Origin of the sequence: Trichocoleus sp. DQ-A1 (genome assembly GCF_039961955.1) — a bacterium.
Classification (GTDB): Bacteria; Cyanobacteriota; Cyanobacteriia; order Cyanobacteriales; family FACHB-T130; genus FACHB-T130.
Map to the genome: position 1 here is coordinate 34561 of NZ_JAMPKE010000003.1, position 18453 is coordinate 53013.

An 18453-nucleotide genomic window follows, 5' to 3' on the forward strand; every position below is an offset into this window, starting at 1 on the left:
CAATCGTTGGTTCTATTAATTTAAACAAATTAAAAAAGCAGTCTATGTTAACTAATGTCGATAGTTTATAATCATGCTTAATTCATTTTAAATCGATCCCCGTAGACTCGACAACCTGTAAAAGCTGATTTAAGCACAGTTTTATACAATATTGTGATAAATAAAGGTTTACGTTTAAAGCCAATTGCCAATCTATCGCATAGCTAAACATTTTCCATGTGTAAGCAACTTAGGAGGTGAATCAAAACGCAGACAATGTTTAGAATTGTATGGCTTTTATTATCAAAAAAATTCAAACTCGCTTTTTTACATTTAGTAAAATAAACAATAAAAATATATTATCTAAAGGCTCTTCATTAAAATAGCTTTAACAAAATTAAAAGTCGTAAAAATGTGAAGATTGTACTTCTATATGTGCTAAAAAATACCTCCAAAAACATTGAATTCTGAAAATTTGAGACATCAGCATTTACAAGCACTTGAGAGAAGAAAAATTGAAGGATCGCTAGTCCTTTTCCAAAGGGATGAGACAGCAGCTAGCTTCTTACTTGTGGTACTCTCACAAATAGTTGAGCTGAAAGAATTTGCGAACTTTTCATAGGAGTTGCCTTTGTGTCTTCACGTCTCTTGAGCAAAAATCTCAAATCAGCTCTTCCCGACGTGTCGTAGATGTTCGCTTCTTCATTTCAGCCACAACTGCCACCCCGTCATGATTGTCGCTGTGGTTTCAGATATCAATTTCATAAACTACCGAGGGAATAATCATGCCAAAGATAGAATTGACAATTAGGCAGGTAATTGACTTAGTTAAACAACTGCCACAGGAGGATAAATCCATACTCTTGGACACCCTCGCCTCGGAAAGAAAGATGAATGGCACAGATAGGTTAACAGAGAAAGAGCAGCAGATGCGCGTCTTGAGTGCTGAAAGGGGGCTGGATTGGGACAGCTTGAGTGAAGACGACCAAGAGGTGCTTGTTGATAAGTTGCTGCATAAGCATAAGTAAATCCCTAGCTATATCGTTGTCTTCGATACCAATGTTTTTTTCTGGCTTCCACGCAAAGGGAAGCCAGTTTTGTAATCTAACTAAACTAAGGCAAAAATCGATCCAAAGCTTCTTTTAGCTTTTCAATTTCAACTTCAATATTGCCTTCTTCAGCTGCGCGGGCAATACACTCAGTTAAATGTTCATCCAAAATTATCCGCGCCACCCGATCTAGGGCACCCCGCACAGCAGCAATCTGCACGAGAACTTTGGGGCAGGATTCGCTTTCCTGCACCATATTTTTGATGCCTCGGACGTGTCCTTCAATCCGAGACAAGCGATTAACAACCCGCCGCAGTGATTCTTCGCTGTGGACATGATGATGGGGAGACTCTTCATCCCCATGCTCGTGGGTATGTGAACGACCGTGGACGGGCAAGGTTTCGTCAGTTAGCGGATTCGATCCAATCATGGAGAGTCAATAAGGCAGCATTTGTATTCCACATCGTAGCCTATTTAAGTATCTGCTCTTCTAGAGATGAAAAATTGTACTACACTCCACTTCGTGCCCCTACGCTAATGTGTCGCCTCAAAGAATGCGTCTTTATGTTTATAGAAATTTGAGATGTAGGGAAAACCGCATCAGTGCTTGAGCCTAAGTTCAGTCGTTTCACCTGTAAAAATAACTATAGGGATATTTTTGTTACCAGATAGATCATCACAAAGCTAGAAAATTGATGCTATGCAATTTCCAAAGTTTTTTCGGTTTCTGCGTCAAGTCAGTACCTATGTAATTGCCACCTTTCTAGGAGGCATTTTGGCGTTTGGCGCTTATCGTGTCTTGCCGTCTCAGGCTGGCCCTGCTCCCAAAGAAGTTGCACTTACTCCAGGGGCATCAGAGCTGGTAGCGCAAAGCAGTATTTCTAGAATTCCCAATACTGCTGCAACTGGCAGTTTTGTCACCGCAGCGGTGAATCGGGTAGGAGCGGCAGTCGTCAGAATTGATACCGAGCGCACAGTCAACCGTAACATCGATCCGTTGTTTGACGACCCCTTCTTCCGGCGTTTTTTTGGTGAAGAGTTGCCCAGAGGGCCGATGCAAGAGCGCCTACGCGGTCAAGGCTCTGGTTTCATTATTGACAAGAGTGGGATTATTTTGACAAATTCCCATGTGGTCAATCAGGCGGATAAGGTGACTGTCACCCTTAAGGATGGACGCACAATAGAGGGGAAGGTACAAGGTGCCGATCCGGTAACGGATTTGGCGGTGGTCAAAATCGATGGAGGTAGCGACTTACCCGTGGCACCTCTTGGAGATTCTAACGAAGTGCAAGTGGGTGACTGGGCGATCGCAGTCGGCAATCCATTAGGATTGGATAACACCGTCACCTTGGGAATTATCAGTACCCTTAAACGCTCCAGTGCCGCTGTGGGGATTCCTGACAAGCGATTGGATTTCATTCAAACCGATGCAGCGATTAATCCAGGTAACTCCGGTGGACCACTCTTAAATCAACAGGGTGAAGTAATTGGCATCAACACGGCGATTCGTGCTGACGCAATGGGGATAGGCTTTGCAATTCCGATTAATCAAGCCAAAACAATTTCTGTTCAGCTGGCGCGTGGAGAAAGAGTCGCTCATCCCTATCTCGGCGTTCAAATGGCAACCCTAACGCCCCAAGTAGCGGCTGAAAACAACAGCGACCCCAATGCTCCCCTACAGGTGCCAGAAATCAACGGCGTCCTAGTCGTGCGAGTGTTGCCAAATACCCCAGCTGCCAAAAGTGGAATGCGCCGGGGGGATGTGATTTTGGAGATTGATGGGCAACCCGTGAAGACTGCCGCCGAGTTGCAGAGAATTGTCGAGAATAGCCGTGTCGGTCAGGTTATACAGATGAAGGTGCAGCGCGCCAACCAAGCGACATCCATTAGCGTCCGCGCTGGTGAATTGCAAGAACAGTCTTAATTAGTGCTGAGGGCTGAGAGGTGAGGACTGAGTGCTTGAGACCTGAGGATTGAGTGAATTAAAAGTAAAAAGGAATAGAGAAGAGAATATTCTCTTCTCTATTCCTTTTCTAACGTCTGCAACTTTTTCTTAACTTTCTTAACCGCCCTTTTTAAGGGGAGAAATACAGAAAGTTGCACACCGCGTTTACTACTTTTTATCTCCTCTTTCTACTCTCTCTTCAGTTCTCGGTACTCATTACTCTCTAGTCGTCGTCCTCAAAGTCGTCGTCATCCTCAACATCGTCAATGAGGTCGTCGTCATCATCAAGAACTGGAGAGATAGCGCCGCCCATTCCATAAGTAGGCCGTTCTTCAAATCCAAGACCTGGGCTGTAAGCACGAGCTGTTCGGTCATCCAGCACCACGTCCAGCGCGTCCTCCTCAACATCCAGTCCGGAACCGAAGCCAGAAGCTGACATATCAACATCTGAGCTGATGCTGTCCTCATAGGCATTGAACCCGGTTCCTGCCGGAATCAGTCGCCCAATGATCACATTCTCCTTCAGACCGCGCAGCCAGTCAGATTTGCCTTCAATTGCTGCTTCGGTGAGAACCCGCGTCGTTTCCTGGAAAGATGCCGCAGAAATAAAGCTATCTGTATTCAGCGATGCCTTGGTAATCCCCAGCAACATCGGCGTATATTGCGCCGGTGCCCCGCCAGTAATTGCCATCGCTTCATTCACTTGCTCAATCTGCCGCAGTTCCACCAACTCTCCCGGCAGCATCGTGGTATCGCCGCCATCATCCACCCGGACTTTCGAGGTCATCTGGCGCACAATCACCTCAATATGCTTATCAGAAATATCAATCCCCTGAGATTGATAAACCGACTGCACTTCATTCACCAGGAAAGTCTGAACCTTCTGCAACGCCATCAGCGCCGCTTCGTAGACTCCCATCGTTTCCCGGTAATGCTCAAAGAAAATCTCTAGAATTTCATGAGGGTTGGCAGGACCATCGGTTAGCGCCTCCGCAGTCTCTACAACCATGTCATCTCCCACAATGACGTTCTGTCCGGGGCCGAGGGGATAGTCAGCCACGACGCCGTCCGATTCAATGACTTTAATCTCCTCTGCGTCCTGCTGAGGTCCGTAAACGACCTGAGCCGTTCCCGAACGCCGTGCCAAAATACACGCTTCTTTTGGCTTCCGGGCCTCCAGCAGTTCTTCAATACGTGGCAAACCTTGGATGATATCCCCAGTTTTCGCCCGCTCAAAGACTAGCAGCACTAGGTTGTCACCCCGCTGCACCAAGTCTCCATCATCGATATGCAAGACGGCTCCGGAAGACACGCGATAAGGACGAGCCAGACGCATCTGGATCGAATCCTCCAAGATGGCGGAAATTTGACCCGACTCTGGGGCAAGTACGCCAGAGGCGATCTCAGTCCCTGCTACTAACAGCGCTCCCACTTTTACGGTGGGTTTAGCGCCTTTCGTATCAACACTTATCCGGTCGGTATCCCGAACCAGCAGCACCCGGCGAATCGAGGCTTCTCCAGCGCGAATCCCCCGGACTTCTCCGGCATCCTTGCACTGAATTTCCGTGCGAGCCACAACGGCTCCTGGCTCGATCTGCTGACCGTCAGTCACCATAATCCGTGTATGGGTACTGCCAGAAAGTGGATCTGCCGCTGTATCCCGACGAATCACCAGAGATTCCGAAACCAAGAGCTGTAAACGCATTTCTGAAGTCCGAGGCGAAAGTTCAGAACTTACGGTTGAAAGCGCGGAGCTTTCTTCGTCGTCCTTGCCTTTTGCTTCAACTCCCTTTCCTTCAATTGGCAGCAACTCAATATCCGCCGCCAGTAGTTCTAAAGCACCAAGGCTCTCGGAACTGCTCTCACTTTCAGCTCCATAGCCAATTTCCAGAACCAATTGCGTCCGCAGCAGTTCCAGCCCTCCGATGGACTTCACCCGTTCCCCATCTTTGTAAGGAAGCCGCTGAACTGCCCGCAGCTCAATCTTGTAACGCCCCCTGCCAGAAATAGAAGCTTGAGACGGTACGCTCGGCTCATCCGGAACGTGAAACTCAGTCACTGGACGCAGCAACAATGCAGGGCCTTCAGGGGTTTCCACAAATTCGGTATAGCGCAACTCGCTAACCGTTAGCCCTGGCATAACTTCCTGCCCCGGATAGAACAGCGATCCATCTGTTCCCATCACTGCTTCTGGGTCATCGACCAAATGTAGTTCACCGGGCTTAATCACGATTTCCCGTAGGATATCGTTTTTCTGAGTTACTTCCACTATCCCAGCTGTTTGACAGAAGATATCTTTGACGACCTCTGTCATGGCTTCTACGTATTGACCGTCTTCCACTTGCAGGAGGGAGATATCCTTGTTCACTTCATGGGATTCTTCTGGAATCCACAGCAAGGTGCCGCCTTTGATGACTTCGTATCCTTGTTTTGCCTTGGCTTTTTTGGCAACTTCCACACCGGCGTATTTGATAATTCCCCCGGTCTGGGTGTTATAGCGATCGTCAATTAAGTCGGCTACTACCTGGTGGTTTTGAACTTTTGTCCCTGGGGTGGCCTTCAGGGAAAAGCGCTGATTGTCGGCGGTATAAATTACATAATGGTCGCGGCCTTGAGTCGCTTCCATTCGCACCCGTGCTTGGTCTAGCAGCACGCTAGCGGTGATAATTTCAATTTCTCGTCCCCGCGAACCAGCGTCATCAGCTTTTAGCCGGACGACACCACCATGCTCGCTCACCAACTTGGTTTCTGCGAGTACGTCGTTGCGATCCACCACTTTACCGTTCTGCACGACGGCTTCGGCACCTGGAGGTAGGTTGTAAACTTCTCCAGACAAAATCCACAACAAACCACCCCGCGCCGCAATCCGGGTGGTGTTCCCCTGGCGGTCGGTTTTTTCTTCTGGAAGCAGACCTTCAAACTTCACTTCGCCTGCCAGGTCAGTGGTAACGTCTTTGGCGGCTTTTTCTGTATGGGCGCGAGTGGAAGAAGCGATCGCAACTTCACCCAATAGCTGTTCTGCCGTTACCGTGCTGCCATTGACACAGTACAGGGTGGAATTTTGAGTGAGCGGAATCGAGATTTGCTCCTGAGTGCTGTCTACCGGATCGAGAATCAATTCCGCATTGGTCGATTCCACCAGCAAGGCATCTTCCCCGTGCCGCGTCCGCAGTCCCCGCGTCCGCATCCCTCGGCTGAAGCGCACTTTGGCGGTCATCGGCGCACGGACTTGTCGCGCCACTTCGCCAGTGAAGACGCCGCCAGTGTGGAACGTCCGCATGGTGAGCTGGGTGCCCGGTTCGCCAATCGACTGAGCGGCAATAATTCCCACCGCTTCCCCCAGATCCACGAGATGCCCGTGGGCGAGGCTCCAGCCGTAACAATGTTGACACACGGAACGGGCGGCTTCGCAGGTCAGGGGCGATCGCACGAAAACTTCTTCTATCCCAGCCTTAACAATGTTCAGCCCCATTTCTTCTGACATCGGCTGATTGCGGGGCATGACCACTTCCCCCGTGGTGGGATGAACCGCATCTTCTACTAGAACGCGACCCAGCAGGCGATCGGACAAAGGAATCAGCACCCGATCGTCCGAAGTCATGCTGCGTAAGCGAATCCCTCGCTGGGTGCCGCAGTCCACTTCCCGAACAATTACATCCTGAGACACATCCACCAGGCGGCGGGTAAGATAGCCGGAATCCGCTGTACGTAGAGCGGTATCTACCAATCCCTTCCGTGCCCCATAAGACGAGATAATATATTCCGTGACGGTCAAACCTTCCCGGAAATTCGTCTTAATCGGCAGACCAATAATCTCTCCCTGGGGGTTTGCCATCAATCCACGCATTCCCACCAGCTGACGCACCTGAGAAATATTTCCCCGCGCCCCAGAAAACGCCATCATATAGACCGAATTCAGGGGATTTTTTTGTCTAAAGTTGCGAACCACCTCATCCTTTAGGGCTTCGCTGGTACTATTCCAGGTATCGATAACCTTTTGGAAGCGCTCCACCTCGGTGATTTCGCCCCGCGTGTAGCGTGCTTCTGTAGAGCGAATTTCAGTTTCGGCAGCGTCCAGCAACTGCCGCTTAGAATCCGGCACCTGCAAGTCATCCACACTAATCGAGACACCCGCTTTAGTCGCGTAGTGGAAGCCCAAATCTTTCAGGCGATCTGCCATTTGGGAGGTGCGGGCACTACCGAAATGCGTAAATGCCCAGGCAACCAGTTTCTTCAGTTGCCCTTTGTCCACCATCCGATTATGAAAAATATTTTTGATTTCTGGTTGCTCTGCCATAAGTTAGGACTGAGGTATAAGGACTGTTAGCGTAGCGGCGCTCTACTCGCAAAACGAGTATTTAAAGAAGACTGAGCGATGAGGCGTATTCGCGTAGGGCCATTCAACTCGCGGACTGAGCGAACACAGAACAAGCGAACACAAAACACCGGAGCGAGGACGTGAGTGAGGAGGAAAGTCAAAACTCTTTGCCCGATCCTCAATCACTCCGTCCTCAACACTGATTTATATTGCCAATGCCTCTTGAATCGTCTTATTGTAGATAATTCGACCGGGCGTCGTCCGAATGTATTGGGTCAAGACATTTCCTTCCTTGTCTTGCCGCACTCGACGGAAGTTGTAGGTTGTCCAGACGGTGCCATCAGCTAAGGTTTCCACCTTTTCCGGCTCCGCATCCGGTTTATCATTCTCTACTATCCCGTCAAAGCGCACCCAGATGTAGGCGTGTAAATCTACCGCAGACTGCTCATAGGCTAAGAGCGCATCATCCAAGCTGGCGAAATAACCTCCAGCACCCTTGGTCGCTGCTGGGTTTTCTGCCGTTAGGTAATAGCAGCCTAATACCATGTCTTGGCTAGGCGTTACAATGGGTCGGCCCGTCGCTGGAGAGAGAATGTTATTAGAAGCCAGCATCAGTAACCGCGCTTCTGCCTGAGCCTCCAAAGAAAGCGGTACGTGAACCGCCATCTGGTCGCCATCGAAGTCCGCGTTGAACGCCGGACATACCAGTGGGTGCAGCTGAATTGCTCGACCTTCTACCAGAATTGGCTCAAACGCTTGAATCCCTAGACGGTGCAGCGTTGGTGCCCGGTTTAGCATCACCGGGTGTCCGGCAATTACTTCCTCTAGCACGTCCCACACAGAGGCATCCCCGCGCTGAATCAGCTTCTTGGCTGCCTTGATATTATTGACCAGTCCGCCGCGAATCAGCCGGTGAATTACAAACGGTTGGAATAACTCAATTGCCATTTCTCGTGGCAAGCCGCATTGGTGGATTTTTAGCTTTGGTCCCACCACAATTACAGAACGTCCGGAGTAGTCTACTCGCTTACCCAACAGGTTTTGCCGGAAGCGTCCCTGCTTACCTTCAATAATGTCTGACAGAGATTTCAGGGGTCGATTATTGGCTCCTACTACCGTCCGTCCCCGACGACCATTATCGATAAGCGCATCCACAGCTTCTTGCAACATCCGCTTCTCGTTGCGAACAATGATTTCCGGTGCCAAGATTTCTTGGAGCCGTGCTAAGCGGTTGTTGCGGTTAATTACCCGACGATACAAGTCATTCAAGTCAGAAGTGGCAAATCTGCCGCCATCCAGCTGCACCATTGGACGCAAATCTGGCGGAATTACCGGAATCACCGACAGCACCATCCACTCTGGCTTAGAACCAGTCGCGATGAAGTTGTCAATCACTCTCAAGCGCTTAATCAGTTTCGCCCGCTTCTGACCCTTAGCATTGGCAATTTCCTCTCGTTGGGACTCAGCCTCTGCTTCCAAGTTAATGTCCTGCAAGAGACGTTGCAGCGCCTCAGCACCAATTCCCACCTCGACACCTTGCAGGGTAGAATCTTCGCTATAGAGCTGCTCCTCAATTTCCAGCCACTGATCTTCCGTCAGCAACTGCTTGTAACTGAGATTCTCCGCATTGCCAGGACTGAGTACCACATAGGCATTGAAATAGACAATCTGCTCCACATCCCGCAGGGGCATATCCAGCAGAATCGACATATAGCTGGGAATGCCCTTGAGATACCAAACGTGAGCCACAGGTGCCGCTAGCTTAATGTAGCCCATACGGTGACGACGCACCCGCGATTCTGTCACTTCTACGCCGCAGCGTTCGCAGACAATACCTCTGTGGCGCACCCGCTTGTACTTGCCGCAGTGGCATTCCCAATCTTTTGCGGGACCAAAAATGCGCTCGCAGAAAAGGCCATCCATTTCTGGTTTGAGCGTCCGGTAATTAATCGTTTCGGGTTTCGTAACCTCACCCACCACTTGACCATTGGGCAGGTTTCTTTGCCCCCAATCCTGAATTCGCTTTGGCGATGCCAGAGCAATTTTGACGTAGTCAAACCGCTGTTCTAGCTGATGTCTCATCTGTCGCTGCGCTCCAATTAAAAATTAAAAATGAAAAATTAAAAATTAAAGAATTCCTAATTTTTAATTTTTAATTTTCCATTTTTCATTGATTAAACTTCGTCTTCTTCCAGTTCCTCGCGGCTGAGAGATTCATAGGTGGGTCGCGTCGGCGTCCGGCGATTTGACACATCCGCCATCAAGTCAACCTCTACGTGTCCCGTGGTTCCGTCCTCGGTCGTCTCCACCTTATGGACGGCAATATCTAAACATAGAGATTGCAGTTCTCGCATCAACACCTTGAACGATTCTGGTGTTCCCGGTCGCGGAATCGCCTTGCCTTTCACGATCGCATTCAGCGCTTCGTTCCGCCCCTGCATATCGTCGGATTTCACCGTCAGCAACTCCTGCAAAATGTAGGCAGCGCCAAAAGCTTCCAGCGCCCACACTTCCATTTCGCCAAATCGCTGTCCGCCCTGCTGCGCTTTGCCTCCCAAGGGTTGCTGCGTCACCAAAGAGTAGGGTCCCGTAGAACGGGCGTGGATCTTGTCGTCTACCAGGTGTACCAGCTTCAGCATATACGCCTTGCCCACGGTAATCGGACGGTCAAAGGCTTCCCCAGTACGCCCATCAAAGACTCGGAGCTTTCCGGCTTCATCAGGGTTAAACAGCCAGTTCTTCCCGGTCTTCTTCCTCGCCTCCTCCAACTTGCCATGCACCGACTCGCGGCTTTTTTCCGCTCCGTGCATTTCGTCGAAGGGAATCACTTTGAAGCGGACATTTAAGTTCTCACCAGCCCATCCCAGCAAGCACTCAAACACCTGCCCCACATTCATTCGTGAGGGTACTCCGAGTGGATTGAGCACGATGTCCACGGGGGTTCCATCTGGCAGGTAGGGCATATCTTCGGCGGGTAATATCCGAGAAATAATCCCCTTATTACCGTGCCGTCCCGCCATCTTGTCGCCCACTTGGATTTTGCGCTTCTGCGCGACGTAGACACGCACCACCATGTTCGCTCCGGGGGGCAGTTCGTCGCCCTGTTCGCGGGTGAAGACGCGCACGTCTACCACGCGCCCTTTCTCTCCGTTGGGCACTCGCAGGGAGTTGTCCCGTACATCCCGCGCCTTTTCACCGAAAATTGCCCGCAGCAGTTTCTCTTCCGGTGGCTGGTCGGATTCCCCTTTGGGCGTCACCTTTCCTACCAGAATGTCCCCAGCTTCTACCCAGGCTCCAATTCGGATAATCCCGGTTTCATCCAGGCTTCGCAAGCTATCTTCCCCGACGTTAGGAATTTCCCGCGTAATTTCTTCGGGTCCTAGCTTGGTTTGCCGTGCCTCGATTTCGTACTTCTCAATGTGGATGCTGGTGTAGACATCGTCGTAAACCAGCCGTTCGCTGATTAAGATCGCGTCCTCGTAGTTGTAGCCTTCCCAAGGCATATACGCTACCAGGATATTCTGCCCCAAAGCCAGTTCGCCCCCTTCGGTAGCAGAACCGTCGGCAAGTACCTGTCCGGCAACGATGCGATCGCCTTCATACACTAAGGGTCGCTGATTCAAGCAGGTATCTTGGTTTGAGCGTTGATACTTCTGCAACTCATACTCGATCTGCGGTCCGTTGGGTTCCCCGGTTTCGTCGAAACTCCGCACTGCGATCCGCGTCGCATCCACAAAGGTGACTTCCCCGTCGTATTTGGCAACCACAACCATGCCAGAGTCCCGCGCCGCCTGGGCTTCCAAGCCAGTCCCCACTAGGGGTCGCTCTGGCTTCAATAACGGCACTGCCTGCCGCTGCATGTTCGATCCCATCAACGCCCGGTTGGCATCGTCGTGTTCCAAAAAGGGAATCAACGATGTGGCAACCGAAATAATCTGCACCGGCGACACCGCTACATAGTCCACCATGTCGGGTGTCGTGGTGGTGAAATCTTGGCGATATCTCACCGCCACCGATTCTCCCAAGATCCATCCATCCACATCCATCGGGATGTCCCCTGGCGCGACTTGCAGATCGTCTTCCTCATCTGCCGTCATATATACCGGCGCTTGTTCCTTGAGTACCCGTCCGTTTTCCACTTTCCAGAACGGCGTCTCTACAAATCCGTAGGCATTCACCCGCGCATGAGTTGCCAAAGAGCCGATCAATCCAGCGTTCGGTCCTTCTGGCGTCTCAATCGGGCAAATCCGCCCGTAGTGGCTCGGATGAATATCCCTCACGGCGAACCCTGCGCGTTCCCGCGTTAGTCCTCCCGGACCTAACGCTGAGAGTCGCCGCTTGTGGGTCAATTCCGCTAAGGGATTTGTCTGATCCATAAACTGGGACAACTGGGAGGAGCCGAAAAATTCCTTAATCGCCGCTACCAAAGGCTTCGGGTTTACCAAAGAAGCGGGTGTTAGGGTTTCGGCATCCGAAACGGTCATCCGCTCCCGGATAATCCGCTCTAAGCGGTTCAAGCCGACGCGCACTTGGTTTTGCAACAGTTCGCCCACCGAGCGCACTCTTCGGTTGCCCAAGTGGTCGATATCATCGGTAATCCCGATGTCATATTCCAAGTTGATCAGGTAGTCTACTGCTGCCAGAATATCGGTCGGGGTCAGCACGCGCACTGTATCCGGCACGGAGAGCCGCAGCTTCTTGTTCAGCTTATAGCGACCGACTCGGCCCAGGTCGTAACGCTTCGGATCGAAGAAGCGCGATTCCAACAACTGCTGTCCGCCAGAAACCGTTGGTGGTTCACCGGGTCGTAGTTTCCGATATAGCTCCATGAGGGCTTCTTCTTCGGAAAACTGCCCTTCTTTCTCAATGGTCTTCTGGAAATATTCTGGGTGACGCAACGCATCAAAAATCTCAGAGTCGGAAAGCCCCAAGCTCTTGAGTAATACCTGTGCCGACAGTTTGCGCGTCTTATCGATTCGTACCCACACTAAGTCGTTTTTATCGGTTTCAAACTTCAGCCACGCGCCCCGATTGGGAATAAGAGAAGCTGAGTAGGTACGGCGTCCGTTTTTGTCGGTTTCCGATTTGTAATAAACTCCGGGGCTTCGCACGATTTGGTTAACGATTACCCGCTCGGCACCATTAATAATAAATGTGCCTCGGTCGGTCATTAGGGGCAAATCGCCGATGAAGACTTCTTGCTCTTTAATCGTGCCGTCTTCTTTATTAATGAGCCGCGTCGGAACGTACATTTGTACGGCATAGCTTGCATCCCGACGCTTGGCTTCATCTACATCGTACTTGGGTCGCTTGAGTTTGTAGTCTTTGCCCAAGAAGTGCAACTCCAGCTTGCCGGTGTAATCTGTAATCGGCGAAAAGCTGTTAAGTTCCTCAATCAGACCTTCTTCCAGGAACCAGCGGAAGCTGGCTCGCTGAATTTCTACCAGGTCTGGCAACATGTAAGCAACTGGAGTGGAGGTCTGATTAGTCATGCTTTTCCTCTTGCAAAAGAATTCAGGAATTACCTGTCGTAAGGGTGGGTTTAAGAAGAATGCCAGTGGGGAGACCCGACTTCCCAATCAACCCGAGCGTCTAGAACTCAAAAGTCAGCCGTTAGGAGGATGAATCCTAAATTGATTCATCCTCCATCATTGATGGTTTTGAATTCGTCCTTCATCTTTACATCCTTCCCATCTAGCGGGATGGAATTCGTGCCAAAGTAAGCAGTATCGGCGAAGTATGCCTCACTCGTCCCCAAGGACAAGCGATTGGCAAGAATAAACTGAGCCGTTTAGTCCCCACTAGGAGGGAAGGAAACGTCTCAGGGTTGTTTTTCGTTGGTTTTATAAGCGAACCAGCAGTTCGCTTTGGCTTGTTTGCTCAAAGATAATATTTAGTGCTTCTTTACCAGGTATAAGGACAGCGATCGCAGGGGTATGAAGTCTGTTTAGGTGGAGCAGGCAGCCATCCCAGTTTGCTCGCAAGAATTCTGTTCATAGAGGGTCTTTTAAATATTATGTCGCAAATTGACTTTCTTTGTTGACACCTACCTCTAAATTGGGGTAATGAAACCCAGAAGGGAGAAAAGAGATTTTCCACCAAAAGTTATTGCCTTCGGGGGATGGATGTCTCTGTCGTGGTTCTCCCTGCCTTTCCAGTGTCTACAGCACTCAGAACGGGTACGGTACGCGGCACGCGGCATGGATAAGAGCCCTTACAATTGGGCACTAAATCGCAGCACAAGGCTGAGGTACGGAAAGTCGAAACAGATTACAGGCATTCTGGGTGGTTTGCGTGGCTAGAGTCTCTAAAGAGACACCCCTCAAATGGGCAACACACTCGGCGACATATCGGACGTAGGAAGGTTCGTTACGTTTGCCACGCTTGGGAACGGGTGCGAGGAAGGGGCAGTCGGTTTCAATTAGGAGGCGATCGCTGGGGATTCTCCTCGCCGATTCCTGAACTTGAGTGGCGTTTTTAAACGTTACGATGCCGCTGATACTAATATAGAAACCCAAATCCAAGAACCATTGCATTTCTTCCGGAGTACCCCCCCAGCAGTGCATGACGCCCCGCACAGGACCCGTGCGCTTCCAGAAATCTTGCAACAGTTCGTGCATGGTCGCAGCAGCATCTCGGCAATGAATAATTACAGGCAAATCAAGTTGCTGCGCGATCGCTAGCTGTGCTTCAAATACTTCTATTTGCCGCTCCCTATCTTCCGCTTTATAAAAATCCAGACCCATTTCGCCAATTGCTACCACTCGCTGGTCAGAACTCGCCAGCGAACGAATTTGTTCGGCAGTTTCTGATGCCCACTTCTCGGTATCGAGGGGATGTAACCCCACGGCGAAGTAAAGTTCTGGAAATCGGTTTGCCAGTGATTGAATGCTTGAAAACTCCGTAGGTTCCACGCACGAATGCACTAGCCGAACGATCCCCGCTTCGCGCCACCGAGCTTTAATTTCTTCCAGATCGGACTGGAAGAGATCGAAGTTTATATGGACGTGGGTATCGAACAACTGTATCTGTTCAGTCATTGGTCATCAAGCATTGGGTAGTGGGTAACGGGTAGTGGGAATTCTACCTACCACCGCTTTCGATAAACAACTGACTGCTGACTACTGACGAGCGGCTAGCAGCTAGGAAGCAGAAGCATCGGACGAAGCCGGGGTTGAAGTTTCTGGCTGGGGCTGCGCGCGTTTGAGCGCCTTAGCGAGATTGGATTTTTTCCGGGCACCGTTGTTGGTATGCAACACCCCCCGCTTTACCGCTTTGTCAATCTTGCTGTAGACCTCTGACATCCGCCGCTGTACTTCTTGCAGCGATTCCGCAGTGGGGTTGGCTGCGTGGGTTTGGACGGCTGCAAGATAACTCTTCATCAGCGTTTTTACGGCTGATTTATAGGTCTTGTTACGCAGCCGGTTGCGTTCGGCTACTTGGACTCGCTTTAGGGCTGACTTAGTATTGGCCACAGTCTTGAAGAAAACTCTGTACAGTTAACAAACAGAACTAGATAGATTAATATACCATCTCTCCATAAATTATAGCGATCCCTTGAAAAATCCAGGTTAAGCTATAGAAACGAGTACAGGGAATAGGCTGTCTCATCCCTTGAGATGAGGATAGTGATATACCTGAACTCAGGCGGGTAATTCCTAGATGGTGATTCCGACTCCATGCTGCGAATCATTACTCAGGTATCTGAGGCAAGAACTGAACTGCGGCGTATCTGCGATCGCACCCATGACGACCAGATTGTTCATAAAGAGGCAACTGTTCGGGAAGTCTTACAGGCTGTGAAGCGCCAGGGTGACAAAGCTCTGCTGCACTACACGGCTGAATTCGATCGACAAACTTTGAATTCCGAACATCTGCGCGTTAGTGGCTCAGAACTGGATGCTGCCTATCAACAGGTGTCCCAGGAGTTACTCAACGCGATTCAACTGGCACGTCAACAAATAGAAGCATTCCACCGGCAGCGCGTCCCGAAATCTTGGGTTCAATTTGGGGACGATGAGATTGTTTTGGGGAAGCGTTACACGCCGGTAGATCGAGCAGGGCTTTACGTTCCTGGCGGTCGAGCGTCCTATCCAAGTACGGTATTAATGAACGCCATCCCTGCGAAGGTAGCGGGTGTGCCGAGAATTGTCATGGTGACGCCACCAGGGCAAGAAAAAACGATTAATGCCGCGGTGCTAGTGGCAGCCCAGGAAGCTGGGGTGCAGGAAATTTATCGGATTGGGGGCGCTCAAGCGATCGCGGCTTTGGCTTATGGCACCGAAACCATTCCTAAGGTAGATGTCATCACTGGTCCCGGTAATATTTACGTGACCCTGGCGAAAAAGCTCGTTTACGGCACCGTGGGGATTGACTCGCTGGCTGGACCTTCTGAGGTACTGATTATTGCCGATGAAAACGCCAATCCCGTCTATGTGGCGGCAGATATGTTGGCGCAAGCGGAACACGATCCGATGGCAGCAGCAATTCTCCTGACAACAGAAGCTGGGTTGGCGAAGAAAGTACAGCTAGAAGTAGAACGTCAATTGGAAGATCATCCGCGACGGCTACTGACAGAGAAAGCGATCGCTCATTACGGTTTGATTGTGGTGGTTGACTCTCTGTTGGTTGCTGCCGAACTCTCCAACGAGTTTGCCCCCGAACACTTGGAACTGGAAGTCCAAGAACCCTGGGATCTGCTGGAAAAAATTCGCCACGCGGGTGCTATATTCTTGGGTTCCTCAACGCCCGAAGCTGTGGGAGACTACTTAGCAGGGCCGAATCACACGCTACCTACCTCTGGCGCTGCCCGTTACGCTTCAGCACTGGGAGTTGAAACGTTTCTGAAACACTCCAGTTTGATTCAGTACTCGCCGACAGCGCTCCAGAAGCTTGGCAACGCTATCCAGATTCTTGCCCAAGCCGAGGGTTTGACTTCCCACGCTGACTCCGTGCGGCTGCGAATCGAGAAGAGGTCTGACGAATAACGAAAAAGGAGATTTTGGGGTGCTAAAAATTATTCTGGTGGCTCTCGACAGTTCAGAGCTTTCGGAGGGAGTGATTCAGTCCCTGGAAGAACTCCAACTACAGCCAACGACCAAAATCATCCTTTCCCATGTGATTCCTTCGTCGGGGTCTGAGGTGGAAATTGCTGTTGATAAGCCCCATGCCTCTTCGGAGGATCTGCCCTATCGGCAGATTGAAAAGCAGATGGAATCTTATCAGGCAGCTTTACCTTGCCACAGCGAATTAGAAATCGTTTCTGGCGACCCCGCTGAAGAAATAATCCGACTTGCGAATATTTATCAAGCTGACTTGATTGTGATTGGCAGTCGGGGTTTAACGGGTTTGAAGCGAATTATAGAGGGTTCTGTCAGCAGCCAAGTTGTTGCTGATGCCCCTTGTTCCGTGCTGGTGGTGAAGCAGGCATAAAAATTAAAAAAGAAGCCCTGGCGAATAGAATTCGCGGCTATACAGACAAAACCTGCCTACCCAGGTTTTAGAATGATTGATTATTCTTAGTCCGCCTGCGCGGACTTTTTTTATTTAGCCGCAAATTCCATTCCTTGGATCTAGGAAATGCTAATTAAGAGAATTATTCAGGCTCAGATTCTCGATTTTGAGAGCCTGAATTATCCTTGAGGTCAGCCTTACCCTTTGCTTTTTCTTTAGATGAAGTTGAAAGTAACTGGTTTCGGTTCTGATTGAAAGAAGTGTTCTAAGCCAGGAATTACATACTGAAAGCCGTCTATAAACGTGTCTCTTCAACCTAGTTTGGAGTGCTGGATTCAGCATTAATTTCATGCTTAGAGGAACTTTTTCTAATTCCTAGTCCCTAATAACTTCTAGTAAAGTAGAATAACTATTCTAGTTGAGATTGGCTGAATAGTAGGCTAATTGCGTAATCAAGAAGCTGAGAACCTTGCAAAACTGAGTGCAAACTGAGCGATGAGTTGAGACTGTAGCATTCTGTACTGGCTTTTTAATGAATGAATAAACTCACCCAGCCTATTCGGGGCAAATTTCCGACAAATAGGCTCGGTAGCGTCATGCTCAAAGAGTGCGAACAGTAGACCGAAGTTTATCAAGTTTTGATAGAGTAATAAAAATTACAACAAATACCCGGATTGCAGTACGGGATCTGGAAACTGCGATCGCCAAATGGTCGTCTAAAAATTTATTGGCATTACATCATTTGTAGATTTATGGTGATTTCCCGTAAATTAGGGACGAAGGTAGCAGGAAGTGCATCACTGCTTTTGATACAGTTTCTCGGTTTAATAGAATTTCCCCTCAATTCTCTATTGAGCCGCCTATCAATTGATTTAGGGTTTAGCTCAACCGCTTATGCAGATGTTGTGCCGAAAACGCCAACAGGTTCTGGTTACGAGCCGGGTGATGTGGGTGCTCCCGGAGGCACCATTGGAACGGGAACGCGAGTTCGTTATCAGCCACCCGATGATGGAATGATTCCCAGAGGCGGTACCAGAGGCGTTGACGAATCGCCAATAGAATGCTCTGAGTCTCAGCCTACATCTGTGACTTTGTTGGCTCCTACGACTCATACCGGATTGACTGCATCAGGTCATCCCATCTTTTACTGGTACTTGTCGGGCAACCAATCGGTACCGCTTGCTTTTACACTGGTTGAGCCAGGAGTATCTAAGCCAATTATTGAGCAAACAATTCAAACACCCAAGGCGGGGATTAATCAACTCCAGATGTCTAAAGAGTTGCCAGAACTGGTTCCAGGACGGGAATATCTATGGACAGTCACTCTGAAGTGCAATCCGAAACGACGTTCTGAAGATCAGATTGCTCAAGGCTGGATTAAGCACGTACCCGCAACACCTGCTCTAGAGAAACAACTGGCAGCTGCGCGATCGCAGATTGGCAAGGCAGCAATCTATGCTCGATCGGCATACTGGTATGACACTCTAGGCGTAATTTTAGCCGCCCATGCTACTTCCCCCAAGGATCGGTTAATCCGCCAGGAGTTTCTATCGCTCTTAGAGCAAATTGGACTGACAGAGGTGAAAGAGCAAGAACAACAACGGTTGGTAAGGCAGTAGCTAGGTCATCCAACATAAATTTAAAATTGTCTCTGTCTGAATAAAAACCCGTTTTCTACCAGAAAACGGGTTTCTTTTGTTCCACAGAGT

Annotated in this window: 11 protein-coding genes; 5 read left to right on the forward strand and 6 right to left on the reverse strand. The window is 49.9% G+C overall.

Annotated elements, in window-relative coordinates:
* Window positions 1-764 precede the first annotated feature (764 nt).
* Window positions 765-1007 carry a hypothetical protein gene (locus tag NDI33_RS04600; RefSeq protein WP_190413959.1) on the forward strand — a complete coding sequence of 81 codons (243 nt, stop codon included), beginning with the start codon at window positions 765-767 and terminating at the stop codon, window positions 1005-1007.
* 85 nt (window positions 1008-1092) lie between these two features.
* On the opposite strand, the gene NDI33_RS04605 is transcribed toward NDI33_RS04600, so the two are convergent.
* Complete coding sequence (locus NDI33_RS04605; protein WP_190413957.1) at window positions 1093-1458, reverse strand: metal-sensitive transcriptional regulator; 366 nt, start codon at window positions 1456-1458, stop codon at window positions 1093-1095.
* Between the two features lie 270 nt (window positions 1459-1728).
* Here NDI33_RS04605 and NDI33_RS04610 point away from each other — a divergent pair, with 270 nt between their 5' ends.
* The gene (locus tag NDI33_RS04610; RefSeq protein ID WP_190413955.1) at window positions 1729-2952 is read left to right on the forward strand and encodes an HhoA/HhoB/HtrA family serine endopeptidase; all 1224 of its coding nucleotides are present in this window, start codon (window positions 1729-1731) and stop codon (window positions 2950-2952) included.
* Between the two features lie 244 nt (window positions 2953-3196).
* On the opposite strand, the gene NDI33_RS04615 is transcribed toward NDI33_RS04610, so the two are convergent.
* From NDI33_RS04615 to rpsT, 5 genes are all read right to left on the reverse strand, one after another.
* Window positions 3197-7270: a DNA-directed RNA polymerase subunit beta' gene (locus tag NDI33_RS04615; protein ID WP_190525589.1), complete on the reverse strand. Its 4074-nt coding sequence runs from the start codon at window positions 7268-7270 to the stop codon at window positions 3197-3199.
* A 225-nt stretch (window positions 7271-7495) separates the two neighbouring features.
* Window positions 7496-9373: a DNA-directed RNA polymerase subunit gamma gene (locus NDI33_RS04620; protein WP_190425180.1), complete on the reverse strand. Its 1878-nt coding sequence runs from the start codon at window positions 9371-9373 to the stop codon at window positions 7496-7498.
* Between the two features lie 92 nt (window positions 9374-9465).
* The gene (rpoB, locus tag NDI33_RS04625) at window positions 9466-12783 is read right to left on the reverse strand and encodes a DNA-directed RNA polymerase subunit beta (RefSeq protein WP_190413949.1); all 3318 of its coding nucleotides are present in this window, start codon (window positions 12781-12783) and stop codon (window positions 9466-9468) included.
* A gap of 735 nt (window positions 12784-13518) precedes the next feature.
* Entirely contained in the window at window positions 13519-14319 is an 801-nt protein-coding gene (locus NDI33_RS04630) for a YchF/TatD family DNA exonuclease (RefSeq protein ID WP_190438189.1), read from the reverse strand.
* Between the two features lie 114 nt (window positions 14320-14433).
* The gene (gene rpsT, locus NDI33_RS04635) at window positions 14434-14766 is read right to left on the reverse strand and encodes a 30S ribosomal protein S20 (RefSeq protein WP_190425173.1); all 333 of its coding nucleotides are present in this window, start codon (window positions 14764-14766) and stop codon (window positions 14434-14436) included.
* A 204-nt stretch (window positions 14767-14970) separates the two neighbouring features.
* Between rpsT and hisD the strand changes: the two genes are divergently transcribed.
* The 3 genes from hisD (at window position 14971) to NDI33_RS04650 (ending at window position 18363) form a co-directional block, all read left to right on the forward strand.
* Window positions 14971-16278 (forward strand): histidinol dehydrogenase, encoded by a 1308-nt coding sequence (hisD, locus tag NDI33_RS04640; protein ID WP_190676894.1) that lies wholly within the window; start codon window positions 14971-14973, stop codon window positions 16276-16278.
* Between the two features lie 19 nt (window positions 16279-16297).
* Entirely contained in the window at window positions 16298-16723 is a 426-nt protein-coding gene (locus NDI33_RS04645; RefSeq protein WP_190425168.1) for a universal stress protein, read from the forward strand.
* A gap of 695 nt (window positions 16724-17418) precedes the next feature.
* Complete coding sequence (locus NDI33_RS04650; RefSeq protein WP_190676896.1) at window positions 17419-18363, forward strand: DUF928 domain-containing protein; 945 nt, start codon at window positions 17419-17421, stop codon at window positions 18361-18363.
* Window positions 18364-18453: the final 90 nt, after the last annotated feature.

Coding starts and splice junctions, on each gene's coding strand:
- NDI33_RS04615 (WP_190525589.1), bottom strand. CDS start 7,270: ATGGCAGAGCAACCAGAAATCAAAAATATTTTTCATAATCGGATGGTG.
- NDI33_RS04610 (WP_190413955.1), top strand. CDS start 1,729: ATGCAATTTCCAAAGTTTTTTCGGTTTCTGCGTCAAGTCAGTACCTAT.
- NDI33_RS04600 (WP_190413959.1), top strand. CDS start 765: ATGCCAAAGATAGAATTGACAATTAGGCAGGTAATTGACTTAGTTAAA.
- hisD (WP_190676894.1), top strand. CDS start 14,971: ATGCTGCGAATCATTACTCAGGTATCTGAGGCAAGAACTGAACTGCGG.
- NDI33_RS04620 (WP_190425180.1), bottom strand. CDS start 9,373: ATGAGACATCAGCTAGAACAGCGGTTTGACTACGTCAAAATTGCTCTG.
- rpoB (WP_190413949.1), bottom strand. CDS start 12,783: ATGACTAATCAGACCTCCACTCCAGTTGCTTACATGTTGCCAGACCTG.
- NDI33_RS04605 (WP_190413957.1), bottom strand. CDS start 1,458: ATGATTGGATCGAATCCGCTAACTGACGAAACCTTGCCCGTCCACGGT.